This window comes from Massilia atriviolacea (genome assembly GCF_003953935.1).
Taxonomy (GTDB): Bacteria; Pseudomonadota; Gammaproteobacteria; order Burkholderiales; family Burkholderiaceae_D; genus Telluria_A; species Telluria_A atriviolacea.
In genome coordinates this window covers 1-22,317 of the sequence record NZ_RXLQ01000018.1, presented here as the reverse complement: position 1 = coordinate 22,317, position 22,317 = coordinate 1, and the positions used below count along the sequence as shown (strand labels likewise).

The 22,317-nt window shown below is 64.6% G+C and carries 23 protein-coding genes and 1 pseudogene; 11 read left to right on the top strand and 13 right to left on the bottom strand.

The genetic code is table 11. The features are described 5' to 3' along the window. Positions 1-41 precede the first annotated feature (41 nt). Genes EJB06_RS25800 through speD form a run of 5 tightly spaced genes read left to right on the top strand, consistent with a single transcriptional unit; the run spans position 42 to position 3,536 of the window. A complete protein-coding gene (locus EJB06_RS25800) occupies positions 42-428 on the top strand; it encodes a DUF350 domain-containing protein (protein ID WP_267876914.1) in 387 nt (128 codons plus the stop codon). Positions 429-465: 37 nt separating this feature from the next. Continuing rightward, positions 466-1,512, top strand: a complete 1,047-nt coding sequence (locus EJB06_RS25795) for an SPFH domain-containing protein (protein ID WP_126076904.1) — start codon at positions 466-468, stop codon at positions 1,510-1,512. A gap of 10 nt (positions 1,513-1,522) precedes the next feature. Then, positions 1,523-2,989: a DUF4178 domain-containing protein gene (locus tag EJB06_RS25790; protein WP_126076903.1), complete on the top strand. Its 1,467-nt coding sequence runs from the start codon at positions 1,523-1,525 to the stop codon at positions 2,987-2,989. Between the two features lie 2 nt (positions 2,990-2,991). Continuing rightward, positions 2,992-3,162 carry a hypothetical protein gene (locus EJB06_RS32070; RefSeq protein ID WP_164558041.1) on the top strand — a complete coding sequence of 57 codons (171 nt, stop codon included), beginning with the start codon at positions 2,992-2,994 and terminating at the stop codon, positions 3,160-3,162. Further along, a complete protein-coding gene (speD, locus tag EJB06_RS25785) occupies positions 3,159-3,536 on the top strand; it encodes an adenosylmethionine decarboxylase (protein ID WP_126076902.1) in 378 nt (125 codons plus the stop codon). The genes EJB06_RS32070 and speD overlap by 4 nt, the downstream gene beginning before the upstream one ends. Here speD and EJB06_RS25780 read toward each other — a convergent pair. From EJB06_RS25780 to garD, 3 genes are read right to left on the bottom strand one after another with little or no spacing between them, the layout of a single operon-like run. After that, positions 3,533-4,387 carry an aldose 1-epimerase gene (locus tag EJB06_RS25780; RefSeq protein WP_370660154.1) on the bottom strand — a complete coding sequence of 285 codons (855 nt, stop codon included), beginning with the start codon at positions 4,385-4,387 and terminating at the stop codon, positions 3,533-3,535. The two genes, speD and EJB06_RS25780, sit on opposite strands and share 4 nt — an antisense overlap. Before the next feature lie 16 nt (positions 4,388-4,403). Next, the gene (locus EJB06_RS25775) at positions 4,404-5,210 is read right to left on the bottom strand and encodes an NAD-dependent epimerase/dehydratase family protein (protein WP_126076900.1); all 807 of its coding nucleotides are present in this window, start codon (positions 5,208-5,210) and stop codon (positions 4,404-4,406) included. A gap of 2 nt (positions 5,211-5,212) precedes the next feature. After that, the gene (garD, locus tag EJB06_RS25770; RefSeq protein WP_126076899.1) at positions 5,213-6,763 is read right to left on the bottom strand and encodes a galactarate dehydratase; all 1,551 of its coding nucleotides are present in this window, start codon (positions 6,761-6,763) and stop codon (positions 5,213-5,215) included. 239 nt (positions 6,764-7,002) lie between these two features. Here garD and EJB06_RS25765 point away from each other — a divergent pair, with 239 nt between their 5' ends. After that, positions 7,003-8,247, top strand: a complete 1,245-nt coding sequence (locus EJB06_RS25765) for a CaiB/BaiF CoA transferase family protein (RefSeq protein WP_229427290.1) — start codon at positions 7,003-7,005, stop codon at positions 8,245-8,247. 154 nt (positions 8,248-8,401) lie between these two features. On the opposite strand, the gene EJB06_RS25760 is transcribed toward EJB06_RS25765, so the two are convergent. After that, complete coding sequence (locus EJB06_RS25760) at positions 8,402-9,631, bottom strand: MFS transporter (RefSeq protein WP_126076898.1); 1,230 nt, start codon at positions 9,629-9,631, stop codon at positions 8,402-8,404. Positions 9,632-9,736: 105 nt separating this feature from the next. On the opposite strand from EJB06_RS25760, the gene EJB06_RS25755 reads away from it, so the two are divergent. Further along, on the top strand, positions 9,737-10,627 hold the full coding sequence (locus EJB06_RS25755) for a LysR substrate-binding domain-containing protein (RefSeq protein ID WP_126076897.1): 891 nt from the start codon (positions 9,737-9,739) through the stop codon (positions 10,625-10,627). An 18-nt stretch (positions 10,628-10,645) separates the two neighbouring features. Here EJB06_RS25755 and EJB06_RS25750 read toward each other — a convergent pair whose 3' ends face one another. From EJB06_RS25750 to EJB06_RS25735, 4 genes are all read right to left on the bottom strand, one after another. Then, positions 10,646-11,518, bottom strand: a complete 873-nt coding sequence (locus EJB06_RS25750; protein WP_126076896.1) for a hypothetical protein — start codon at positions 11,516-11,518, stop codon at positions 10,646-10,648. 17 nt (positions 11,519-11,535) lie between these two features. Further along, entirely contained in the window at positions 11,536-12,315 is a 780-nt protein-coding gene (locus tag EJB06_RS25745) for a hypothetical protein (protein ID WP_126076895.1), read from the bottom strand. Between the two features lie 2 nt (positions 12,316-12,317). Continuing rightward, entirely contained in the window at positions 12,318-12,821 is a 504-nt protein-coding gene (locus EJB06_RS25740) for a hypothetical protein (protein WP_126076894.1), read from the bottom strand. 118 nt (positions 12,822-12,939) lie between these two features. Further along, the gene (locus tag EJB06_RS25735; protein ID WP_126076893.1) at positions 12,940-13,230 is read right to left on the bottom strand and encodes a DnaJ domain-containing protein; all 291 of its coding nucleotides are present in this window, start codon (positions 13,228-13,230) and stop codon (positions 12,940-12,942) included. Positions 13,231-13,394: 164 nt separating this feature from the next. Between EJB06_RS25735 and EJB06_RS25730 the strand changes: the two genes are divergently transcribed. From EJB06_RS25730 to EJB06_RS25720, 3 genes are all read left to right on the top strand, one after another. After that, positions 13,395-15,152 carry a glutamine--tRNA ligase/YqeY domain fusion protein gene (locus tag EJB06_RS25730; RefSeq protein WP_126076892.1) on the top strand — a complete coding sequence of 586 codons (1,758 nt, stop codon included), beginning with the start codon at positions 13,395-13,397 and terminating at the stop codon, positions 15,150-15,152. Positions 15,153-15,412: 260 nt separating this feature from the next. Then, complete coding sequence (locus EJB06_RS25725; RefSeq protein ID WP_229427289.1) at positions 15,413-17,191, top strand: sensor histidine kinase; 1,779 nt, start codon at positions 15,413-15,415, stop codon at positions 17,189-17,191. Between the two features lie 287 nt (positions 17,192-17,478). Further along, the gene (locus EJB06_RS25720) at positions 17,479-18,639 is read left to right on the top strand and encodes a glycine-rich domain-containing protein (protein WP_126076890.1); all 1,161 of its coding nucleotides are present in this window, start codon (positions 17,479-17,481) and stop codon (positions 18,637-18,639) included. A 66-nt stretch (positions 18,640-18,705) separates the two neighbouring features. Here EJB06_RS25720 and EJB06_RS25715 read toward each other — a convergent pair whose 3' ends face one another. From EJB06_RS25715 to EJB06_RS25700, 4 genes are all read right to left on the bottom strand, one after another. Beyond that, entirely contained in the window at positions 18,706-18,978 is a 273-nt protein-coding gene (locus tag EJB06_RS25715) for a hypothetical protein (RefSeq protein WP_126076889.1), read from the bottom strand. Positions 18,979-19,164: 186 nt separating this feature from the next. Next, a complete protein-coding gene (locus EJB06_RS25710) occupies positions 19,165-19,437 on the bottom strand; it encodes a hypothetical protein (RefSeq protein ID WP_126076888.1) in 273 nt (90 codons plus the stop codon). Between the two features lie 123 nt (positions 19,438-19,560). After that, entirely contained in the window at positions 19,561-19,764 is a 204-nt protein-coding gene (locus EJB06_RS25705) for a hypothetical protein (protein ID WP_126076887.1), read from the bottom strand. A 22-nt stretch (positions 19,765-19,786) separates the two neighbouring features. Continuing rightward, a complete protein-coding gene (locus tag EJB06_RS25700; protein ID WP_126076886.1) occupies positions 19,787-20,674 on the bottom strand; it encodes an SDR family oxidoreductase in 888 nt (295 codons plus the stop codon). A gap of 184 nt (positions 20,675-20,858) precedes the next feature. Between EJB06_RS25700 and EJB06_RS25695 the strand changes: the two genes are divergently transcribed. Next, positions 20,859-21,881 carry a CDP-6-deoxy-delta-3,4-glucoseen reductase gene (locus EJB06_RS25695; RefSeq protein ID WP_126076885.1) on the top strand — a complete coding sequence of 341 codons (1,023 nt, stop codon included), beginning with the start codon at positions 20,859-20,861 and terminating at the stop codon, positions 21,879-21,881. A 171-nt stretch (positions 21,882-22,052) separates the two neighbouring features. On the opposite strand, the pseudogene EJB06_RS25690 reads toward EJB06_RS25695, so the two are convergent. Next, positions 22,053-22,317: pseudogene (locus EJB06_RS25690) on the bottom strand (DUF4351 domain-containing protein); the annotation flags it as partial.

Genomic DNA, 22,317 nt, shown 5'->3' with positions numbered 1-22,317 from the left:
TCGTGCGCTGCCATTATGACCATCTTTCATGGGGAAACTTCGTGCCCGCCATCCTAAACTATCTGCTCCACCTTGCAACCGCGGTTGCGATGGTCATGGCGTTTTTTGTCATTTATACGCGTCTGACGCCGTTCAACGAAGTGGCGCTGATCCGCGGCGGCAACCACGCGGCGGCCCTGTCGCTGGGCGGCGCCCTGATCGGCTTTTCGCTGACGATCGCCTCGGCCCTGCTGCATACGCGCGACTACTACCAGTTCCTCGAATGGGCGGCCGGTGCGATGCTGGTCCAGGTGCTGGCGTATAACGTCGCCACGCGCCTGCTGAAAATGTCGAAAGACCAGATCGAGGCCGACAATTCGGCCTTCGGCGGGCTGCTCGGCGCCATCTCCGTGTCGATCGGCCTGGTCAACGCCGGCGCCCTGTCCTGACGCGCCCTCATTCAACGCATTCCTACCGGAGACCGACATGTCCCTTGGCTCATTCATCAGAAAACAGTTCATCGACGTCCTGCAATGGAACGAAGAGAACGACGGCGTGCTGGCATGGCGCTTCCCCATGCAGGACTTCGAAATCCAGAACGGCGCCATCCTCAACGTGCGCGAGTCGCAGATGGCGCTGTTCGTCAACGAAGGCAAGATCGCCGACGTCTTCGGCCCCGGCACCCACAAGCTCACCACCAATACCCTGCCGCTGCTGACCAACCTGAAAAACTGGGACAAGTTCTTCGATTCGCCGTTCAAGTCCGACGTCTACTTCTTCAGCACGCGCGTGCAGACCGGGCGCAAATGGGGCACGCCGCAGCCGATCACGATCCGCGACGCCGACTTCGACATGATCCGCGTGCGCGCCTTCGGCATGTACTCCTACCGCGTGGCCGACCCGCGCCTGTTCTTCACCGAAATCAGCGGCACGCGCGAAGTCTACACGCGCGACGAGGTCGAAGACCAGCTGCGCGGCATCCTGATGGCCACCATGGCCTCCTCGCTGGGCAGCGCCAAGGTCGCCTTCCTCGACATGGCGGCCAACCAGGCGCTAATGGCGCAGCAGGTCAAGGGCGACCTGTACGCCGCCTTTGCGCGCTACGGCGTGGGACTGGACGAATTCAACGTCGCCAGCGTCAGCCTGCCGGAAGAACTGCAGGCTGCGCTCGACGAACGCATTTCGGCCGGCATGAAGGGCGGGCTCTCGAGCGAGAAGATGGGCGGCTTCACCCAGTTCCAGGTCGCCACCAGCATTCCGCTGGCGGCGCAGAATGAAGGCGGCCTGGCCGGCATCGGCGCCGGCCTGGGAGCAGGCGCGATGCTCGGCCACGCCATGGCGCAGGGCATGAGCGGCTCGATGATCCCGCAGGTGCCGCCGGCGCCGACCGCGCCCTTGCAGGCGCCCGCGCCGGAAGTCGATCCGATCGAAGAGCGCCTGCTCAAGCTCAAGGGACTGCTCGACAAGGGCCTGATCTCGCAAGACGACTACAACAGCACCAAGACGGAGCTGCTCAGAAAACTGATCGGCTAAGCCGCTGTCCATGCACATCGTTTCCTGCCCAAGCTGCGGCGCCGAAGTCACGTTCCGATCGCACGCCGCCGTGATGGCGGTGTGCGGGTTTTGCCGCGCCACCCTGCTCAAGGACGCCGAGTCGGTCAAGAACCTGGGCACCATGTCGTCGGTGCTGGAGGATTATTCGCCGATCCAGATCGGTACCTGCGGCATTCACGGCGGGCGCAATTTCACGGTGCTCGGGCGCATCCAGCTGCGCTACGCCCAGGGCATGTGGAACGAGTGGTACGTGCTGTTCGGCGACGGCGGCAGCGGTTGGCTGGGCGATTCGTCCGGCCAGTTCACCATGACCGGCGCGCGCAAGGTCCAGGAGGCGCTGCCCGCTTTCGACGCGCTGCGGATCGCGCAGCCGGTCGTCATCAACGGCGAAACCTTTCTGCCGGCCGAGATCCGCAGCGCCGAGTGCATCGCCGGCCAGGGCGAGCTGCCGTTCCGCGTGGGCGAAGGCTGGCGCATCCGGGTCGCGGATTTGCGCAACGGCGCCGCTTTTGTGACGCTCGACTACACCGACGGCGAAGTGCCGCTGGTGTATTCGGGGGTGGCCGTCACGTTAGATGAGATGCGCTGCCAGCTGCTGCGCGACGACGACCAGGTCAAGGCCGGCGCCGGCCGCTTTCGCGGCAAGGTCGACGCGCTCGACTGCCCGTCGTGCGGCAGCGCCATCAAGTACCTGCCCGGCATCACCACGACCCTGATCTGCCCCGCGTGCAAGGCGCAGCTCGACGCCTCCGGCCCGCAGGCGAGCGTGCTGGCGGCCGGCGACAAGGTGGCGGCCATGCGCACTACCATCGAACTCGGGGCCACGGCCAACATCCGGGGCAGCCAGCACACGGTAATCGGCGCCATGGTACGCTCCACCAGCGGCACGGGCGCCAGCAAATGGACCGAGTACCTGTTGTTTTCCGCGCGCGGCGGCTTTTTCTGGCTGGTGGAAACCAATGCCGGCTGGTTCCAGGCCAAGGTGATGCACCGCTGGCCAAGCTGGAATCCCGCTGCCGGCGAGGTAGCCAAGGCCGAGAACCAGAACTATGAAAAGAGCGACAGCTACCTGGCGACGGTGGTCGCGGCGGCGGGCGCCTTCAACTGGCGGGTGAGCGTGGGCGACCAGGTGTTCGTCACCGAATACGAGAACACGTCCGGCACCTTGTCGGCCGAAACCACGCGCGAAGAGATGACGTGGTCGCGCTCGACGCGCTTGGCGTACGACCAGATCAAGACCTGGTTCGGCGTCGGGCCGAAGATGGCCGACGCAACCTACGGGGCCGAGGCGCCGCCGGAGGGCTCGGGCTCCGTGCAAAAATTCTTCTGGTGGTTACTCGGATTGAATTTCATTCCGCTGATGTTTAACTTCGGAGAGACCGCGCTGATCCTGCTGGTCGCCATCATATTCATTTTCGCGTTGGCGCAACCGGGCGACTGGCTTGACAAGGACTAGCAATGAGAACGAAAAACTTCGTGTACGCCATCGGCGTGACTGTGCTCGCGACTATCTTCAGCTGGGTCTCGATGTTCGATTCCTCCTCCAACTGGGGCGGCCGCAGCAGCGGGGGCAGCAGCTGGAGTTCCGGCGGCGGCTATAGCGGCAGCTCTGGCGGGGGCCATAAATGAGTATCGGCGCGCATCGCCCGGCCGGCATTCATCTGCTGGCCGATTTCCATGGGGTCGATCCTGTCCTGCTGACGGTCAGCGCGGAAATCGACGCCCTGCTGCGCGCGGGCGCCGAGGCGGCCGGGGCGCGCATCCTGCACAGCCACTTCCACAGCTTCGGCGACATGATGGGCGTGACCGGCGTGCTGCTGCTGGCCGAGTCGCACATTTCGATTCATACGTGGCCGGAATACGGGTTCGCGGCGGCCGATATTTTCATGTGCGGGGACGCGCAGCCGCAGCTGGCCTTGCAGGTAATCGAAATGGCATTGAAGCCTGCGTCGCGCGTGGTGCAGACCATCGAACGCGGCGCCGCGCACGTCGTGGCGGGCTAAGTCACCGCAAAACTGAACGTGCGGCGCAGCCGCTGGCCCGGCGCCAGCACGGTCAAGCCATGCCTTGCCGGTCCGCCGGCCATATTGTGCGCATTGATCAGGTGATCGACCGGCTCGAAACAGAAAAAATCCCCGCCGGCCGGCGCATACACGATGTAGTAAGCGCCATCGGCCGCGATCTCCAGGTTCAGGCCATTCTCAGGCCAGCGGATGCGCGCCTTGCCATCCCAGCCTTCGAAGATATTATCGATCGGGCCATCGGGCAGCGCCCTTGCGCGTTCGAACGACCACGCTTCCGGAATCGCCTGTGCATGCGCGGGCAGCTTGTCCGCGCCGGCCATCCACACCTCGCGCGCGGCCGCCTGCAAGGTCGTGCCGGGAGCGCGCGGCATCCACGGATGCAGGCCCAGGCCGAACGGCAGCGCCAGCGCGCCGGTGTTGGTCGCTTCCAGCGTCACCACCAGCGTATTGCCGCGCAAGGCATACTCCAGCGAGGCGCGGTAGGAAAACGGCACGCCGTCGCGGCGCTCGAGCATCAGCAGCGCCTGGCTGGCCGACTGGAACGCCACGGTCCACGGCCGCTGCCAGCCCTCGCCGTGGATCGGGAAGGGATCGCCTTCGCGGTTCGGTGCGATGTCGTAGCGCTGGCCGCCATGCGAAAAGCCGCCGGCCATGCGGTTCGACCACGGCAGCAGCGGAAAGCAGGCCAGCTGGTTCGGGCGCGGCGCGGCCTCGCCCCCGGCGTACGGGCGCAGCACCGGCACCGGCGCAGCGCCGCCGATCCAGTCCAGGCGCGACAAGGCGCCGCCGAATCCCGGAAGGATCTCGGCGGACAGCTGCGCGTTGCGCAGGACCAGCGATGCCAGCTTAGTTATATTGCGGCCCGGTCAGCAAGAAGCCGCCACCCTGGTAGGTGATGGTGATGTCGTCGTCCGGCGCGTATTCACCGGTGAAGGGGAACATGTCGCCGAACTGGGTCGAACTGTCCCTGGCCACGAAACCGAGGTGGCGCGAGTGGCGGTCGTCCCACCATTTCGCCTTGTTGTCGGACACGCCGAAGGCGATGGTGTGGCCCGTGCGCGCCGCGAACAGCGAGCAGCGCAGTGCTTCGACCAGGTCGTCCAGGCTCAGGTAGGTGGTCATCATGCGCGCATTGCCCGGCTTGGGGAAGCAGGAACCGATGCGCAGGCACACGGTCTCGATGCCGAAGCGGTCGTAGTAGTAGCGCGACATCGACTCGCCGAACACCTTGCTGATGCCGTACATGCCGTCGGGACGCGGCGGCATCTCGGCGTCGACCAGGTCGGTGGTCTTGTAGAAGCCCATCGTGTGGTTCGAGCTGGCGAAGACCACGCGCTTGACGCCGCACTTGTGGATCGCTTCGTACAGGTTGGCCACGCCGAGGATATTGGCCTGCATGATCGCGTCGAACGGCGCTTCGGTCGAAATGCCGCCGAAGTGCAGTACCGCGTCCACGCCTTCCATCAGCGCGAGCACGGCGGCCTTGTCGGCCAGGTCGCACTGCACGACTTCTTCGCCTTCGCCGGCCGGGCCGACGTCGGCCAGGTCGGACAGGCGCACGATGTCGGCCCAGGGTTTGATGCGGTCGCGCAGCTGGCGTCCGAGGCCGCCGGCGGCGCCGGTCAGCAAGATGCGTTTGAAGGGTTTGCTCATAATCAGGTCACCGGTGCAGGATTGAAAAGGGTCAGGGCATTATGCAGCTTCCAGTGTTCGGCCCAGGTCTTGCTGCCGCTGGCCACATCGAGCATCAGCTTGAACAACTCCCAGCCGACGTCTTCGATGCTCGCTTCGCCGCTGGCGATGCGGCCCGCGTTCACGTCCATCAGGTCGTGCCAGCGGCGCGCCAGGTCGTTGCGCGTGGCGACCTTGATGACCGGGCATTCGGCCAGGCCGTACGGCGTGCCGCGCCCCGTGGTAAACACGTGGATGTTCATTCCCGCCGCCAGCTGCAAGGTGCCGCAAATGAAATCGCTGGCGGGGGTGGCTGCGTAGATCAGCCCTTTCTGTTTGAGTTTTTCGCCGGGCGAGAGGACGCCCGTGATCGCGGACGATCCCGACTTGACGATCGATCCCATCGCCTTTTCGACGATGTTCGACAGCCCGCCCTTCTTGTTGCCCGGCGTGGTGTTGGCGCTGCGGTCGACGCCGCCGCGCGTCAGATAGGCATCGTACCATGCCATTTCGCGGATCATGGCCTCGGCCACGTCCGCGTTGGCGGCGCGCGAGGTCAGCTGGTCGATCCCGTCGCGCACTTCCGTCACTTCCGAGAACATCACGGTGGCGCCGGCGCGCACCAGCAGGTCGGTCGCGTAGCCCACTGCCGGATTGGCGGTCACGCCCGAAAACGCATCGCTGCCGCCGCACTGCACGCCCACCACCAGGTCGGACGCCGGGCAGGTTTCGCGCCGGCGCGCATTGAGCGCCTGGAGCTGGACTTCGGCGGTGCGCATGATCGAATCGATCATCGACTGGAAGCCCACGTGGCCGTCGTCCTGCAGGCACACGTGCGCCGGGTCGGCGCCGGAGAGGATCGGGATCGAGCCTTTCGGGAACAGGCGCGCCGGCTGCAGTTTTTCGCAGCCCAGGCTGACCACCATCGCCTGGCCGCCGAAATTCGGGTTCTGGCTGATATTGCGCAGCGTGCGGATCGGGATCTCGGCGCCCGGCGCGTCGATCGCCACGCCGCAGCCGTAGGTGTGCTCCAGCCCCACCACATCGTCCACGTTCGGGTAGCGCGGCAGCAGTTCGCTCTTGATGCGCCTGACCGCGTGTTCGACCACGCCGGAAACGCATTGCACGGTGGTGGTAATGGCCAGGATGTTGCGCGTGCCGACCGACCCGTCGGCATTGCGAAAGCCCTGGAAGGTGTAGCCTTCGAGCGGCGCCAGGACGGGTGCGGCGCGGGTGGCGATCGGCAAGCCTTCGAGTTCGCGCGCGGCCGGCATGCGCAGCACCGCTTCCGAAATCCAGCTGCCCTTCGACAGCGCGCGGGCGGCGAAGCCGATCGTCACGTTGTAGCGGGTCACCGGGTCGCCCTCGGCGAAATCGGCCAGGGCCACCTTGTGCCCCTGCGGCACGGCGTCGACCAGCACCAGCCCATCGGGAAACACCGTCCCGGCCGGCAAGCCGCCATCGTTGACCACGATGGCCACGTTGTCGTCCGCGTGCATGCGGATGTGGAGCGGGATTTTTTCCGGTGTCGTCATGTTGGGTGCCTTGTCTGCCCGTACCCGCATGAGCCCGGGAATTGCGGGCGCCATTGCGGTCGGTTTTGATAAGTATGCCAGCAAACTTTCAAATCGGCTAGTCCAATTGGCGTTATTGGTCAGACCAATTTAACTTTTCTGCACAAAATGGTCAGGGCGGTCCGGCCGCGTTCCGCGCTTGGCCGCAGAGCGGCGCGAGCCGATATAATTGCTGCCTGATTTGCAACAAGGCAGACACAATGACACAAGCATTTTCGGGCATGCCCAAAGCGCTCGGCCACATCCGCGTACTCGACCTGTCGCGCGTGCTGGCCGGTCCCTGGTGCTCCCAGAACCTGGCCGATCTGGGCGCCGATGTGATCAAGATCGAACGACCCGGCGTGGGCGACGACACGCGCGCGTGGGGACCGCCGTACGCGCGCGACGCCGACGGCAACAACACCAGCGAGGCGGCCTACTTCCTGACCGCCAACCGGGGCAAGCGCTCGGTCACTGTCGATATTGCCACGCCCGAGGGCCAGGCGCTGATCCGCGACCTGGCGCGCGAGGCCGACGTGGTGCTGGAAAACTACAAGGTCGGCCAGCTGAAACGCTACGGCCTCGATTACGACAGCCTCAGGGAAATCAAGCCGGACCTGGTGTACTGCTCGGTGACCGGCTTCGGACAGGACGGACCGTATGCGCACCGCGCCGGCTACGACTTCCTGATCCAGGGCATGGGCGGGCTGATGTCGGTGACCGGCGAACGCGACGACCTGCCCGGCGGCGGACCGCAAAAGGCCGGCGTGGCGCTGACCGACCTGATGACCGGCATGTACGCCACCGTGGCGGTGCTGGCCGCGCTCACGCACCGCGACCGCACGGGCCAGGGCCAGTACATCGACATGGCGCTGCTCGACACGCAGGTGGCGATGCTGGCCAACGTGGGCAGCAACTACCTTAACAGCGGCAAGCCGCCCAGGCGCTGGGGTAATGCGCATGCGAATATCGTGCCGTACCAGACGTTCGCGTGCGCGGACGGGCATATCATCGTCGCCACCGGCAACGATGGGCAGTACCGCAAGTTCGTGGAAGCGGGCGAGCGCGAGGATTTGCTGACCGACCCGCGCTTTGCCACCAATCCGCTGCGCGTGCAGCACCGCGATGTGCTGGTGCCGCTGCTGGCGCAGATGGTCAAAACGCGCACGCGCGACGACTGGATCGCAAAGCTGGAAGCGGTCGGCGTGCCGTGCGGGCCGATCAACGATGTCGGCGAAGTGTTCGAGAACGAGCAGGTCAAGGCGCGCGGCGTGGCGATCGAGATGGATCATCCGGCGGCGGGCAAGGTCAAGCTGGTGCGCAGTCCGATGAAATTGTCGCTCACGCCGGCGCAGGCCGACCTGCCGCCGCCGATGCTGGGACAGCATACCGAGGAAGTGCTGCGCGAGGTATTGGGGCGCAGCGAGGAAGAGATTGCGGCGCTCAGGGCAAAAGGCGCCATTTAGTTTCGATACCCTCGTCGTCTTCGGCACTGCCGGAACCGACTTTTCGCGAAGACGGGAACCCAGGATGCTCGGTAACGCGTAGCTGCGGCACGAACTTGGGTTCCCGCCTTCGCGGGAACGACGGGTATCGGGAAAGAGAGAGCCTGTTGGGTACTTACACTGCGGCCTTCAAACCGGCCGGCTCGATCGGCGCCAGTCCGCGCAGGCGCAGGGCGATCGCCAGGGCCAGGCCGAGCGCCAGCGCCAGCATCCCCACCACGCCATTCCAGCCGGCCGCGCTCCACACCATCCCCGACCCCGCGCCGATCACGCTCGATCCGATATAGTAGAAGAACAGGTACATCGCCGACGCCAGCGCCTGGGGCGCCCTCGCCCGCCGGCCCACCCAGCTGCTGGTGACCGAATGGGTGCCGAAGAATCCAAAGGTGAACAGGCTCATTCCCGCCAAAATCAGCAGCAGATGGCTCGACAAGGTCAGCAGCAGGCCGGCCAGCATGATGACGGTCACCATCCACAGCACATTGCGCCGCCCGATGCGGTCGGCCAGCCGGCCCGCCCACACGGAACTGAACATCCCGATCAGGTACAGCACCGACATCGCCCCCACCGCGCTCTGGCTCATGTGAAATGGCGCGGCCAGCATGCGGTAGCCGATGTAGTTATACAGGCTGACGAACACGCCCATCACCAGGAAGCCGAGCGCGAACAGCCATGGCATGCCGTCGTCGCGCAGGTGGATGCGGGCGCCGTCGAGCAAGCCGCGCAGGCCCGGCTTGCCGCCCCTGAAGTTGTGCGACTCCGGCAGGCTGCGCGCGAACTCCCAGGCCGCGTACAGGCCGGCGGCGCCCATCGCGCCCAGCGCCAGGCGCCACGAATAATGGTCGCTGACGACCGAGGCGATCACCCGCCCCGCCATGCCGCCCAGCGCCGTGCCGCTGATGTAGAGGCCCATCGACAGCCCGAGCGAGGGCCCTTCGATTTCTTCGCTCAGGTAGGCCATGGCCACCGCCGGCATGCCGCCCATCGAAAACCCGAGCAAGGCGCGCAGCACCAGCAGCTGGGCATAGTTCTGGGCGACGGCGGTGAGCAGCGTGAACACGGCGGCGCCGACCAGGGCGACCGTCATGAGTTTCTTGCGGCCGATGCGGTCCGACACGGCGCCGCTGATCACCAGCGACACCGCCAGCGCCAGGGTGGCGATCGACAGCGACCAGCTGCTTTGGGCCGGCGTGAGCGCAAACTGGTGCGCCAGCAGCGGCATGAGCGGCTGCACGCAGTACAGCAGCGCGAAAGCGGAAAAGCCGCCGCACAGCATGGCGCGGTTGATGCGCTTGAAAGCGGCAGAGGAGGAAGAAAAGCCGGCGGTAACGGCGCTGGAAGACATGATGGGCAACCCGAAGTGAATAACTTGATGCCATCTTAGGTTTGCGCTTTTATACTGTCCAATATATATTTAAGTCGTTTCTCATACTTAGAATCGATTACAGACATGGAATTTCGCCAGCTCCGCTACTTCATCGCCGTCGCCGAGGAACTGCATTTCACGCGCGCCGCCGAGCGGCTGCACATCGGCCAGCCGCCGCTGAGCCATGCGATCCAGATGCTCGAAGCGGACGTCGGCGCGCGGCTGTTCGAGCGCAGCAAGCGCTGGGTGAGGCTGACCGAAGCCGGCAGATTGTTCCTGGAGGATGCGCGCCGCATCGTGGCGCTGTCGGAGCAGGCCACCGCCACCGCGCGCCGGGCCGAGCGCGGCGAGGCGGGCGAACTGCGCATCGGCTTCACGTTTTCGACTCCGCTCACGCCCCTGTTTGCGAACGTGATCAACCGCTATCGCCAGCAGTATCCGGCGGTGACCCTGACCCTGCACGAAATGGCCACCGTGCCGCAGCTCGAGAAGCTGGCGCGGCGCGAACTCGACCTGGGCTTCGTGCGTCCGCCCGAGGATGCGCTGCCCGACAATATCGGCCTGACGGCGCTGCGCGAAGACCCGCTGGTGGCGGTGCTGCCGACCGGCCTGGCGCTGGCGCGCAAGAAGGCGATCGGCATCGCCGAGATGGCCGATCTGCCCTTCGTGATGTATCCGCACAGCGCGGGGACGGGGATTTATCCGCAGATCTTCAGGTTGTGCCGGGATGCGGGCTTCGTGCCGAGGGTGGAGCAGACGGCGGGCGAAGCGTCGACCATCATCGGACTGGTGGCGGCGGGCTGCGGGGTGTCGGTGCTGCCAGGGTCGTTCGAGCGGATCAGGATGGACGGGGTGTGCTATCGCCCGCTGCTCGACGCGGCGGCGACCACCACCTTGCTGCTGGCGCAGAGGAAGGGCGAGCATGCGCCGCTGGTGCAGGCGTTTCTGGCGCTGGCGAGTGAGGCGGCTCTGTGAGCCGCCCGCCCGGCGCCATCAACCGTAATCCGCGTCCAATTCCGAGCCCGCATAATTTTCGAACTCGGCGAACAAGGTCTTCATCGCCGTGCGCGTGCGGATTTTCTGGATCACGGTGCAGCTGTCGCGGTAGGACGCGATCCGCTCCGCGATCACCGGCTGGTGCTGCGCCGGCACCTGCTTCATCAGCGCCGCCCAGCCCTCTTCGTAATCGGGCTTGTTCTTGCGCACCGACTTGACCAGGCGCTCGAAATCGGCCTGCCCGGTGCGCGCCACGATCCGCCCGCCTCCCTCGATGGCGAAAATGATCGCCACCGCGATCACGCCTTCGGCATTGAGGTCGGCATCGTTGATCGGCCCCGCGTAGTGATGGCGGCGCAGCCAGCCGGCCGCGCGCACGATCGCCTGCACCGCCTTGCGCTGCCTGTACTGGATCTCGAACTTGTCGTAGCCGGCCCAGTTCTGGTGCGGATCGGCGCTGCACAGGTCGACGAACAGATCGCGCAGGCGCCGCTGCGCATACACCGGATCCTGGTCGTACTCGCCCACCAGCGCATCCTCGGGCAGGGCCGACAGGTCGCGCACCAGCCGGAAGCCGGTCTGGAACGCATGCTCCGCGCCTTCCCCGATCAGCAAGTCGAGCGCCTCGTCGTCGCTCTCGTGCCTGAGCTCATGGTCGAGCCCCAGCGACACGCAGCCCACCGTCAGCAGCATGGCTTTCTGGATGCCTTCGGCGGTGCGCTCGTTGGTGAATTTTTCGGCCACCATGGCGGTGATGCCGGCCAGTTCGTCGGCCAGGATCACCGATTCGTCGCCGATCGCGCGCGCGGACAGGCAGCGGATCGCCCGCACCAGCCGCGGCAGGCGTTCGACGACGATGGCGGGCAACATGTCCTGCGCCGCCTCCGTCACGAGAAGATTCCCGTGCCGATGCTTTTGCGCGCGCCGCGCTTGGGCACATTGCTGCGCGAGGACGGCACCTGCTTGCGCAAGCGGTACAGCAGTTCCTTGGTGCTGCGCGTGAGGAATTGCTGTTCTTCGTCCGGGTCGTCGTTGTACTCGGCGTCGGCCAGGTCGCCGCTGTGGCGAAAGTCCGGAAACAGTTCGAACAGGGCGCGGTCCCAGCCATCTTCGCTGGCCTTGGCCAGTTCGATCGCCAGCGGCGCGACGTCGCTGTCGGACGAGGTCTGGCTGGTGATGTAGGGGCCCTTGGCCAGCACTTCGCCGGCCAGTTCCAGCATCTCTTTCGGCGCCATCGAGAACAGGATGGCGAACACGGTCGCGCCGTGATCGGTGGCCGAGGCCTCCACCAGCAGTTCGGCGCGGCGTTCGGCGTCGTCGGTCGAAAAGACGATCCCGTGCACATGCGCGAACAGGGTCTCGGCGACGCGCTCAGGGTCGTCTTCGATCATGTCGTCCGACCAGGTGGCGGCGAAAAACGCCAGGCTGTCGGCCCAGGCCTTGGGCGGCACCAGCAGGGTCGCGAGCGAGGTCTTGCCGCCGTCGAAACCGGACAAGTGCAGCGCCGTGACCTGCGGCGCGAGGGTGGACAGCACCTCGACCACGGCCAGGTCGCCGTGCTGCTCGACCGCTTCGGAAAACGCCTGCTCGGCATGCGACAGCGAACCGGCCAGTACCAGTTCGCTGATCTGTTTCGACAGCGCGGGCAGATTGCTGTTGTCGCTCATGCTCAATCTCCTTCCTTATCGAACATCTGGGCGAAGTCGTCGCTGACGCCGTCTTCTTCGTCGTCGTAGCCGTCGTCGCCGTCATCGTCGCGCGAGAGCTGTTCGAGCGACTCGTCGTCCTCGTCCCACAGGCGCGGGTGCTTGAACAGGAAGGCGGTGATGATGGCCTGGCGCGCCAGTTCCGGATGGTTGTCGGTCATGGCGCTGTACATGGCTTCGGCCTCGCCTTCGCAGGCGGCCATGGCGAATACTTTTTCGGGGCTGCCGCCTTCGTAGTCGCCCGCTTCCACCAGCAAGCCCTTGGGATTGCTGAAGGTGATGTGATCGACCAGCGCGAAACTCATCATGTTGACGTCTTCGATGCCGCCGCCGGAAGCGTATTCGCCGACCAGGGCGCCGACCATCATGTCGTAGTTCTTGCGGTTCGGCGGGTCGCCCAAAATGCCGTCGATCTGGCCGCCGAGTTCACGCGACTGGTAGGCAAATTCGGGATGTACTTTTCTCATTTTATGATCCTGTTGGTAATACGTATAAAACACGGACGTTTAAAGCACGGACGTTTCAAGCACGGACGCCCGGCGCCGGAAAGCGGCGCGTGCACGGTCCGAAAGTGGAAGGCGGCGCTTACGCCGGCAAGCTCACCCCGTTCAGGCTGAACAGCGAACGCCACAGGGCGAACGCCTCTTCCTCCGCGTCGATGATGATGCGGTGGTTGACGCTCTGGTTGTATTCCTCGCGCTTGGCCGGATCGGACAGGATTTCGTAAGCCTTGGTGATGCTCTTGAAACGCACTTCCGCACCGGGGGCGTCGTTGCGGTCCGGGTGGAAACGCATGGCCAGCGAGCGGTACACCTTCTTGATCTCGTCGTCGGTCGCATTCGGCGCCACGCCGAGGGTGGTGTATAAATTGTCCACGGGAAACTCCTGCTGCCGAAACTGTAAAGCGAGATTATCCTATAGAACCGGCCTGACGGGGCGGAACGCGGCTCGCGGCAGTGGGCAAGCCCACGCCAAGTCACTGGGATGCCCCCTATTTGCGTTAAAATGACACAACCCTATCATCCGCAAAGCATCTCTCCATGAGCAACGAAAAAAACACTGCGGCGCCGGCTGCGAATGCCCCGTCGCCGAACTTCCTGCGCGCCATCGTCGAGAACGACCTGGCCGCCGGCACCCACGTCCGTGAGGGCTTGCCGCCGGTAATCACCCGCTTCCCGCCGGAGCCGAACGGCTACCTGCACATCGGCCACGCCAAATCGATCTGCGTCAACTTCGGCCTGGCGCGCGACTACCGGGGCCGCTGCAACCTGCGCTTCGACGATACCAATCCGGCCAAGGAAGAACAGGAATACGTCGACACCATCATCGACAGCGTCAAATGGCTCGGCTTCAGCTGGGAACAGGAAGGCCAGAGCCACCTGTACTACGCGAGCGACTATTTCGAGCGCCTGTATGCCATGGCCGAGTACCTGATCACGGCCGGCTACGCCTACGTCGACAGCCAGAGCGCCGACGACATCAAGAAAAACCGCGGCAACTTCGGTACGCCGGGCACCAATTCGCCCTTCCGCGACCGCAGCCCGGAAGCATCGCTGGCGATGTTCCGCGACATGAAGGCCGGTAAATACAAGGACGGCGAGCACATCCTGCGCATCAAGATGGCCGCCGATTCGATGGCCTCGCCCAACATGACCAACCGCGATCCGGCCATCTACCGGATCCGCCACGCCCACCATCACCGTACCGGCGACGCCTGGTGCATCTATCCGATGTACGACTTCACGCACCCGATCTCGGACGCGCTGGAAAACATCACCCATTCGGTCTGCACGCTCGAATTCCAGGATCACCGCCCGTTCTACGACTGGCTGCTGGCTACCCTGGCCGAGGGCGGCTTCTTTCAACAGCCGCTGCCGCACCAGTACGAATTCGCGCGCCTGAACCTGACCTACGTCGTCACCAGCAAGCGCAAGCTGCGCGAGATGGTCGACGAAGGCATCGTCACCGGCTGGGACGACCCGCGCATGCCGACCATCGTCGGCCTGCGCCGGCGCGGCTACACGCCGGAATCGATCCAGCTGTTCTGCGAGCGCATCGGCGTGTCCAAGGCCGACGGCTGGATCGACATGAGCACCCTGGAAGGCTGCCTGCGCGACGACCTCGACCCCAAGGCCCCGCGCGCCACCGCCGTGCTGCGTCCGCTGAAGTTGATTATTGATAACTTTCCTGAAGGCGAATCGGTCGAATGCAGCTCGCCCGTGCATCCGCACTTTCCGGAGCGCGGGATGCGCGTTTTCCCTATCACGCGCGAGCTCTGGATCGAGCGGGACGACTTCATGGAAGTGCCGACAAAAGGTTACTTTCGGTATTTCCCGCCGATCGGCGACGCCCCCGGCAGCCGCGTTCGCTTGCGCCACGGCTACGTGACCGAATGCACCGGTTTCGACAAAGATGCCGACGGTAATGTTACTGCCGTTCACGTAAAGTATTTTGAGGACAGCAAGTCGGGCACCGAAGGATCGAACGCCTACAAGGTCAAAGGTAACATTCACTGGGTCAGCGCCGCCACCGCGCTGGAGGCCGAAGTGCGCCTGTACGACCGCCTGTTTACCGAAGCGCAGCCGGATGCCGGCGGCCGCGACTGGAAACCCTTCCTCAATCCGAACGCACTGGAAGTGGTGACCGCCTACCTGGAACCGGGCATGAGCGCGGCCGAACCGGACCAGCGCTTCCAGTTCGAGCGCCACGGCTACTTTGTCGCCGACCGTGTCGACTCCGCGCCGGGCAAGCCGGTATTTAACAGAGTTACCACTCTGAAAGATAGCTTCGCTAAATAAATGTTGCCATAGCGCGACGTTTTTGTCCCCTCCGAACCCCGCCCCGGCACTGCCGCAGCGGGGTTTGTTCAATATTCAGACTTTTCCTAACTGCATACCTAGCAGGGTGGCTAGGTATTCTGACAACTAACTTCCAGTTAATGTAGATCAAACAATGCATCGCCAATTGCGGCTAACCGAAAGGAAGGCGACGCGCAATGCTTACTTTGAAGACAACTCTAAAAACATTCTCTACGGCACGTCCAGCTTTGTGGATCGGTTTGCCCTTCTCGCTGGCGGTGGGCACGGTGCTTTACTTTGCCACCGCCAATTCTATCGAAGCCGATTCGCGCGCCCGTTTCGCCGGCCTGGCGCAGAATGCGCGCAACACCATCAATGCCCGCATCAAGTCCTATACCGACGTGCTGCGCGGCACGGTCAGCGTGTTCCAGATCAGCGAACCGCTCACCCGGCGCCAGTTCCACGGCTATGTCAACGGGCTGGGGCTGGCGCACAATTTCCCGGCCATCGAAAACATCAACTTCGCCCAGTTGCTGCTGGACGAAGAGCGCGACGCCTTCCTGCAGCGCGTGCGCAAGGAACGCGCCGCCGATGGCGCCCAAACGGCGGAGTTCAACATCACGCCGCCGGGCCGGCGTCCGGCCTACACGGTGGTCACCTTCGTCGAGCCGGAACAGCGCTGGGCCGCCACGCTCGGCTACGATATGTTCGCCAATCCGCTGATCATCGGCACCCTGAACGAGCTGCGCGACACGGGCAAGCTGTTCACCTCGGGCTTGCCGATCTCCTTCATTTCCGGGCCGAACCGCACCGGCCTCGGGATGCGCCTGCCGGTGTACCGGCCGCATGCGCCGACCGAGACCGTGGCGCAGCGCCGCGCCGCCTACCTGGGCACGGTCGGCATCGCGTTCAGCGTGCACAAGCTGGTGCAGGGCGTGATCGACGAAGTGCCGATCAAGAACGTGCGCATGACGCTGGTCGATAACGCCATGGGGCCGGACAAGCTGCGCGGGCGCGTGCTGTTCGACAGCGGCGCGCCCGCGTCGTCCCTGCCGGCGATGCTCTCGCCGCGCCGCTTCAGCGCGACCCTGCCGATCGACTTCAACGGGCGCCAGTGGGACGCCACCTTCACCGTCGCCGCCACCGAGCTGTACACGGGCTTCGAAGAATTTGCGCCATGGCTGGCGATGCTGGCCGGCTCGGTCAGCTCGATGCTGCTGTACGCGCTGTTCCATGCGCTGACCTCGTCGCGCCGGCGCGCCATCAAGATGGCCAAGGGCATGACGCGCGAACTGCGCGACAGCCAGGCCAAGCTGCAATTGTCGCACCAGAACCTGCGCCGCCTGGCGGCCCACGCCGACCAGATCAAGGAAGGCGAGCGCAAGCGCATCGCGCGCGAAATCCACGACGACCTCGGACAAAACCTGCTGGCGCTGCGCATCGAAGCGGACATGCTCAGTTCGCGCACGCGCGAACGCCATCCGCGCCTGCACGCACGCGCCCGCTCCACCCTGCAGCAGATCGACGCCACCATCAAGAGCGTGCGCCAGATCATCAACGACCTGCGGCCGAACGTGCTCGACCTGGGACTCTCGGCCGCGGTCGAGTGGCAGATCGCCGAATTCAAGCGCCGCACCGGCATCGCCTGCGAGCTGATCGACGAGCCGAAGGAAGTCGCGCTGGGCGACCATGCCGCCACCGCCTTCTTCCGCATCCTGCAGGAATCGCTGAGCAATATCGTGCGCCATGCGCAGGCCACCAGGGTCCGCGTCGAACTCAAGCTCAACGGCAACCGCCTGTCGATGACGGTGATCGACAACGGCATCGGCTTGCAGGCCGGCGAACGGGCCAAGGTGGGCTCGTTCGGGCTGGTCGGCATCGAGGAACGCATCAGCATCCTGGGCGGCTCGTTTTCGATCACCAGCAATGCCGGAGAAGGGACGACGGTCTGCGTGAGCGTCCCTTTGCACAATGAGCCCGCGCGCGGGCAAAGCATCCCGACGAGCAGCAAAACAGCATCCCATGCCGCGTTTGTCTGATGAGGACCGGCACTGTCCTAAACAGAACCCTCCTGTTTGGCCTGCGGCAGCGTCAGTGCATCCGCAATGCACTAGGAATATCCCCGATTAATGCTTGAGCAAAGTCAACAAGCTGGCAGCGGACCGGCGCAACATCCTCAAACAGTAACGAAAATCAATGTAATCGGGCAATTGATTGAATCGTAGAAAGAAAGGAGACAGGCAGCCCGCAGCACCGCAATATCCGCAAGTTCAAACAGGGAATGTAGTCACTAAACCAATCACAACTCTAAAAAAGAGGCCTTATCATGATGACCAACGACGCAATCAAAGCAATCTCCGAACTCGATCTGGAACCGATCAAATTCAAGCTCACGCATGCCGAATCCGGCGAAGGCTGGTCGAAGGAAAAAGCCGACGCGGTGGAAGTGGAGTACCGCCGTTTCCTGTATCTGATGAAGGCATTCCCGGAAGATGAAACCGCGCCGATGATGGAAGTGGACATCTTCTGGCATTACCACATCCTGGACACGATGAAGTACGCCAAGGATTGCGAGCACGCGTTCGGCTATTTCCTGCACCACTATCCGTATGTGGGCATGAGCGGCGAAGCGGAAGACACGCAGCACCTGCAGGACTGCGGCAACCGCATGCGCGACCTGTATGAAAGCACCTTCGGCGAAGTATATGGCGCCCGCGCCGCCGCCTGGTGCACGCGCACCGTGGACCCTGTGGTGCCGGTGAAAACGGGCGCGGCGCCATCGGCCTGGTGCACCCGCACGCCAACGGAACAAGAAGCGGCGCCAGCGACGGGCGCCAAGGCCGCCTGGTGTACCCGGACCGCCGCCGAAGCGGCCAAGTCGGCCTGGTGCACGCGCACTGTCACGCCGGAAATCAAGGCCGCCTGGTGCACGCGCGCCACCACCGATAATGCCAAGTCCGCCTGGTGCACGCGCACTGTCACGCCGGAAATCAAGGCCGCCTGGTGCACGCGCGCCACCAACGAGAACGCCAAGTCCGCCTGGTGCACGCGCACCGTCACGCCGGAAATCAAAGCCGCCTGGTGCACGCGCGCCACCACCGATAATGCCAAGTCCGCCTGGTGCACGCGCACTGTCACGCCGGAAATCAAGGCCGCCTGGTGCACGCGCGCCACCAACGAGAACGCCAAGTCCGCCTGGTGCACGCGCACCGTCACGCCGGAAATCAAAGCCGCCTGGTGCACGCGCACGACGGCCGCGGGCAGCCAGTCCGCCTGGTGCACACGCACCGTCACGCCCGACGTCAACGCCGCGTGGTGCACGCGCACCAGCGAAGAGGCGGTCAAGGCGGCATGGTGCACGAGGGCCATGCCGGCCGCTGTCCAATCGGCCTGGTGCACGCGCACCGCGAGCGCGCCTGTCATCGTCACCGCGGCCACACCGGCGCTGTTGATGAAGGATGGCGCGGACGCCGCGCAGCCGGCCTGACCACGCCGCGGCCCTGACCCGCAATCCCCTGGGGCACCGATGGTGCCCCTTTTCTTTTGGATCGCCTCAGGCGTTGATATTGACGTTGATGCTTTCCGCCGGCACGCCCATCATCGCGCGCAGTTCGCGGATGCTGAAGTCGCTGATCTCGTGCATGCGCAGCAGGATCGTGGCGCCGATCGGCAAGGTGCGGTGGCGGATTTTACTGATCACGGGCGGCGCCACTTCGAGCGCGCGCGAGAGGGCCGCATCGTTCTTGAGCTGCAGGCGCTCGATGATGGCGTCGAGCACTGCGTTCGGATCGTAGGTCGGTTCTTCTGGAAATCTGCGATTGGTCATGAAGTTAAGTCTCTCGAAATTCGCACCCGTGGCATATTCGCCAGGGCACTGTCTTTACAGTCGATTAGTAAGCGGTAATGGCAAAAACAGCCCGAATATGCGGCGGCTTGGGCATAGGCGTGCATCATACACCTAAGTGTTGACATTCGCTCAACCAGTAGAACTTAAATTCAATACAGTTTGTAATTAAGGCAATATTTGGTGAGATTTTGAGCGGTGCGCGGCGCGCCGCGCGGGCGCGAACAACCAGTCCAGCGCGATCTGGGCGGCCAAACGGCTGTAGTTGGTGGGAATCAGATAGAATTCGATGAGCAAGCACTCACTCTCGCTGCGCACCAGTCGCCAGCCGAGCTGGCGGCGGATCTCGTCGGGAGGCGGCGGCGGGCGGCGCGCGCCTTCGCGCCTGACCATGTAGGCGCGTACTTGCTCTTTGGTAGGCTGGATGATTCGATGCGGCATGGCAGGGCTCGCAAGTGAGCGATGGAGGGCGACACCGCACACGATACGATCCGCCACGCGCCGAGAACTTGACGGCGGTCAAACGGGCGCTGGAATGTGCCCATTGACAGCCTGTTTTGCGCCTTATTTCTTCTGGCTTGCCAGGTACAGGGTCTTGGCATCCTGATGCGCGCGGTCGATGGTGCGCATGGCTTCCTTCTCGTCATGCTCGACGAAAAATTCGGCGTCCTGCGCCTTCACGACCAGCTTGATCGCTGCCGCATCGCTCAGCTTGTATTTTTCGGTGATCAGGGTGGTTACTTCATCAAGATATTCTTCGTAGGTCATCGCGCTTCCTTAGTGAGAACCGTCATTTTACCAGCGCCATTGCCGCCACCGCCGGGCCCACTTGCGGATGGCGCAGGCGCACCCCCAGTTCTTCCTTGATGCGGCGGTTGCTCATGCGGCGCGATTCCGACATGAACGACAGCAACATGGGAGATACCGAAGCAACTAGTTGCGATCGCGCAACGCGAGGCGGGCGCGCCATGCCGAAGGCATCGGCCACCGTATCGAAATAATCGGCCATTTTCATGTGGGTATCGTCGACCGCGTGATAAATACGGCCGGGCAATGTCCTGTACAAGGCCAGCGCCACGATGCGCGCCAGGTCGTCGGCATGGATGTGGTTGGTGAACACGTCCTCCGCTGCCAGCAGCGCCGGCGTGCCCTGCTCCAGGCGGCGCAGCGGCAGCCGGTCGCGCGCGTAGATGCCGGGCACGCGCAGGATCGCCAGGCGCGCGCCGCTGCGCGTGGCCCAGGCGCGCAGCACCCGTTCCGCATCGACCCGGCGTTGGGCGCGCGCATTGCGCGGCGCCACAGTGCGGGTTTCGTCGATCAGCGCGCCGCCGCAGTCGCCGTACACGCCGGTGGTGCTGATATACACCATGCGCGCGCCGGCCGGCAGTACCGCGCACAGATTGCGCGTACGCGTATCGATGCCGCCTTCGGACGGCGGCGGCGCCATGTGCACCACCCAGTCGGCCAGGCCGGCCAGGCGCTTCAGGCTGGCCGGCCGGTCGAGGTCGGCAATGACGGGAACCGCGCCGGCCGCGCGCAACTCGGCGCAGCGCTCGGCATTGCTGGTCACGGCGAATACGCGAAAGCGCGCGCGCACCAGCGGCAGCAGGCGCATGCCGACATCGCCGCAGCCGAGGATCAGGAGGCGCGGCCGTTGGAAGGAGGAAGAGATGGTCATGTCAATGATGAATTATCGATGGGCTGGCCGGACAATATACAAGATAAGCGCGCTGCCGGTGCCGCGCCAGCCGCCGGGCGGGATGCAGCGCCTTCGGCAGTGCATGTAAAATACCGGCAACCGCCGATCGTCCAGGCAGCGTGCGATCGGCCCCGACCATGTAGTTCAACCTGATGATGACACCATGACGTTTCAGATTACTGTCCAGCCCAGCGGCCACCAGTTTAGCTGCGAAGCGGACGAAACCGTGCTGGCGGCGGCGATCCGCGCCGGCATCGGCCTGCCCTACGGCTGCAAGAACGGCGCTTGCGGCTCCTGCAAGGGCAAGGTCGTATCCGGCACTGTCGCGCACAAGGCGCACCAGCAGCGCGCACTGGGCGAGGAAGAAAAAGCCCAGGGCTACTCGCTGTTCTGCTGCGCCACCACGGCGGGCGACCTGGTCATCGAAGCGCGTGAAGTGGGCGGCAGCACCGATTATCCGGTGCGCAAGATGCCATCGCGCGTGGCCAGCATCGAGAAGCCCGCTCCGGACGTGGCCATCGTCACCCTGCAGCTGCCGGCCAATGAAGCGCTGGCCTACCGTCCCGGGCAATACATCGAATTCATGCTGCGCGACGGCAAGCGGCGCAGCTACAGCATGGCCAGCGCACCCAGCCAGGACGGCCCGCTGACCCTGCACATCCGCTACATGGCGGGCGGCCTGTTCACCGAGCAGGTGTTCAACACCATGAAGGAGCGCGACATCCTGCGCTTCGAAGGCCCGTTCGGCACCTTTTACCTGCGCGAGGATTCCGACAAGCCGATCGTGCTGCTGGCCTCGGGTACCGGTTTCGCGCCGGTCAAGGCCCTGGTCGAGCACCTGATCCACCTCGGCTCCACCCGCCCCGTCAGCCTGTACTGGGGCGGACGCCGTCCGATCGACCTGTACATGAACGCGCTGTGCGAAGAATGGGCCGCCACCCTGCCGAACTTGACTTATGTGCCGGTGATTTCGCACGCCTTCCCGGAAGACCACTGGACCGGGCGCACCGGCTACGTCCACACCGCCGTGATGCACGATATCCCCGACCTGTCGGGCTACCAGGTCTACGCCTGCGGCGCACCGGTGGTGATCGAGTCCGCGCGGCGCGAGTATGTGGAACAATGCGGCCTGCCGGCCGACGAGTTCTACGCCGACGCCTTCACCAGCGAAGCCGACCTGGCGTAGCGTGCGGCCGGCTGAACTCACCGGCGCCGGATCGTCATCGATCGCGTGCCGATGCGCGACATCGGCATGATGTGATTTGGCCGGCGGAGGTGGGGCCAGTTGCCGTCGTGCTGTTCAGTGAGGCCGGATCGGCTGATGTCCAGATGCGCTGGCAAACGACAGATCATTGACTCAGTCGGATGAACTCCGGCCGGTCGCCGTCGCGTCGCCGAATACCGCCGCCAGGCCGGTCGCGTCGAGGCTGCGCTCGAACCACTGTTCAAGCTCGTCAATCGTCCCCTGGTCGATGCGCTGCACAACCCAAGCCGGCACGTCGCCGAAGCGCCTGGCTAACAGGCTGCCAAGCACTTTTCGCAGGCCAATCGCCTGGCCTTCGATCATCCCCTCCTGCCTGCCTTGCACCCTGGCTTCTTCCCTGGCTTTCTCTCCCAGCGCG

Excerpts from the sequence above, each read along its gene's own strand:
- EJB06_RS25730 (WP_126076892.1), top strand. The coding sequence starts at position 13,395 with ATGAGCAACGAAAAAAACACTGCGGCGCCGGCTGCGAATGCCCCGTCG.
- EJB06_RS25795 (WP_126076904.1), top strand. The coding sequence starts at position 466 with ATGTCCCTTGGCTCATTCATCAGAAAACAGTTCATCGACGTCCTGCAA.
- EJB06_RS25720 (WP_126076890.1), top strand. The coding sequence starts at position 17,479 with ATGATGACCAACGACGCAATCAAAGCAATCTCCGAACTCGATCTGGAA.
- EJB06_RS25750 (WP_126076896.1), bottom strand. The coding sequence starts at position 11,518 with ATGTTGCCCGCCATCGTCGTCGAACGCCTGCCGCGGCTGGTGCGGGCG.
- EJB06_RS25745 (WP_126076895.1), bottom strand. The coding sequence starts at position 12,315 with ATGAGCGACAACAGCAATCTGCCCGCGCTGTCGAAACAGATCAGCGAA.
- EJB06_RS25715 (WP_126076889.1), bottom strand. The coding sequence starts at position 18,978 with ATGACCAATCGCAGATTTCCAGAAGAACCGACCTACGATCCGAACGCA.
- speD (WP_126076902.1), top strand. The coding sequence starts at position 3,159 with ATGAGTATCGGCGCGCATCGCCCGGCCGGCATTCATCTGCTGGCCGAT.
- EJB06_RS25705 (WP_126076887.1), bottom strand. The coding sequence starts at position 19,764 with ATGACCTACGAAGAATATCTTGATGAAGTAACCACCCTGATCACCGAA.
- EJB06_RS25700 (WP_126076886.1), bottom strand. The coding sequence starts at position 20,674 with ATGACCATCTCTTCCTCCTTCCAACGGCCGCGCCTCCTGATCCTCGGC.
- EJB06_RS25765 (WP_229427290.1), top strand. The coding sequence starts at position 7,003 with ATGACACAAGCATTTTCGGGCATGCCCAAAGCGCTCGGCCACATCCGC.
- EJB06_RS32070 (WP_164558041.1), top strand. The coding sequence starts at position 2,992 with ATGAGAACGAAAAACTTCGTGTACGCCATCGGCGTGACTGTGCTCGCG.
- EJB06_RS25710 (WP_126076888.1), bottom strand. The coding sequence starts at position 19,437 with ATGCCGCATCGAATCATCCAGCCTACCAAAGAGCAAGTACGCGCCTAC.
- EJB06_RS25755 (WP_126076897.1), top strand. The coding sequence starts at position 9,737 with ATGGAATTTCGCCAGCTCCGCTACTTCATCGCCGTCGCCGAGGAACTG.
- EJB06_RS25760 (WP_126076898.1), bottom strand. The coding sequence starts at position 9,631 with ATGTCTTCCAGCGCCGTTACCGCCGGCTTTTCTTCCTCCTCTGCCGCT.
- EJB06_RS25775 (WP_126076900.1), bottom strand. The coding sequence starts at position 5,210 with ATGAGCAAACCCTTCAAACGCATCTTGCTGACCGGCGCCGCCGGCGGC.
- EJB06_RS25790 (WP_126076903.1), top strand. The coding sequence starts at position 1,523 with ATGCACATCGTTTCCTGCCCAAGCTGCGGCGCCGAAGTCACGTTCCGA.
- EJB06_RS25740 (WP_126076894.1), bottom strand. The coding sequence starts at position 12,821 with ATGAGAAAAGTACATCCCGAATTTGCCTACCAGTCGCGTGAACTCGGC.
- garD (WP_126076899.1), bottom strand. The coding sequence starts at position 6,763 with ATGACGACACCGGAAAAAATCCCGCTCCACATCCGCATGCACGCGGAC.
- EJB06_RS25695 (WP_126076885.1), top strand. The coding sequence starts at position 20,859 with ATGACGTTTCAGATTACTGTCCAGCCCAGCGGCCACCAGTTTAGCTGC.